The organism is Teredinibacter waterburyi (assembly GCF_001922985.1).
Lineage (GTDB): Bacteria > Pseudomonadota > Gammaproteobacteria > Pseudomonadales > Cellvibrionaceae > Teredinibacter > Teredinibacter waterburyi.
The window spans coordinates 1-704 of record NZ_MRUH01000044.1 but is presented as its reverse complement, the minus strand read 5'-3'; the positions used below and the strand labels follow the sequence as shown (position 1 = coordinate 704).

Here is a 704-nt window from a genome sequence, read left to right as displayed (position 1 = left end):
TTGCTGCGCTCGTTTGTGTATGTCGCGCAGCTCCATTTTACACAAACGCTCACAACAAAAATCGCAGGTGAGCTTGGCGTTATGCAATTAGAGGATGACGCATGGATACAATAGGGACAATATACGCGAAAGCTATTGATGATTTGTCCGCAAAAATATTTATACCAGCCTTTGTATGTTCAATCTTCGTTGAGCTTGGCCCTATCATAGCGAGCTATACAAATTTTGGATTCTGGATTGTATATGTTATATCTTTCATCGTCGGCGTATTTGTTGCGCCGCTAATATTGTATTTACTTATTGAGCTAAGTATAAGATTTAACGATGGGAAGCCCTTCGGTGATATATTGGGCTTATTCTTACTCCCATTGGGATTTGCGGGTCTATTTCCAGATTATTTTAATAACTTTGAAGTTCCTTATACTCAAGTCACAGGCTTAGCTATGCTGGCATGGGGTTTCATGCTTGTTGCGCACGGTAACTTTTTACGCGCAATAAAAGAGTTGCTATAAAATGCATAACAAGGCGCTCAAACATCGTTCCGGCCTTCGGCCTCCACTGGACAGGCAAAGCGGCGCTGCTTTTGTGCATTTGCTTCGCAAATTATCGCACAAAAACATCACCACTTTGTCTGCCGTTTAGCGCGGCGTTATGCGTGGTATTGAAAAAAGCGCTTTGTCGGTTTTAGGTTGTTGTCAGTTGTC

At 42.5% G+C, this 704-nt stretch carries 1 protein-coding gene; it reads left to right on the top strand.

Translation table 11 applies throughout. The annotated features are described in order from the left end of the window. The first annotated feature begins 101 nt into the window (after positions 1–101). Complete coding sequence (locus tag IDZ20_RS04895; RefSeq protein ID WP_188150315.1) at positions 102–512, top strand: hypothetical protein; 411 nt, start codon at positions 102–104, stop codon at positions 510–512. The last annotated feature ends 192 nt before the right edge of the window (positions 513–704 follow it).

Bases quoted from the DNA above. Each gene is read 5' to 3' on its own strand.
- IDZ20_RS04895 (WP_188150315.1), top strand. From the start codon at position 102: ATGGATACAATAGGGACAATATACGCGAAAGCTATTGATGATTTGTCC.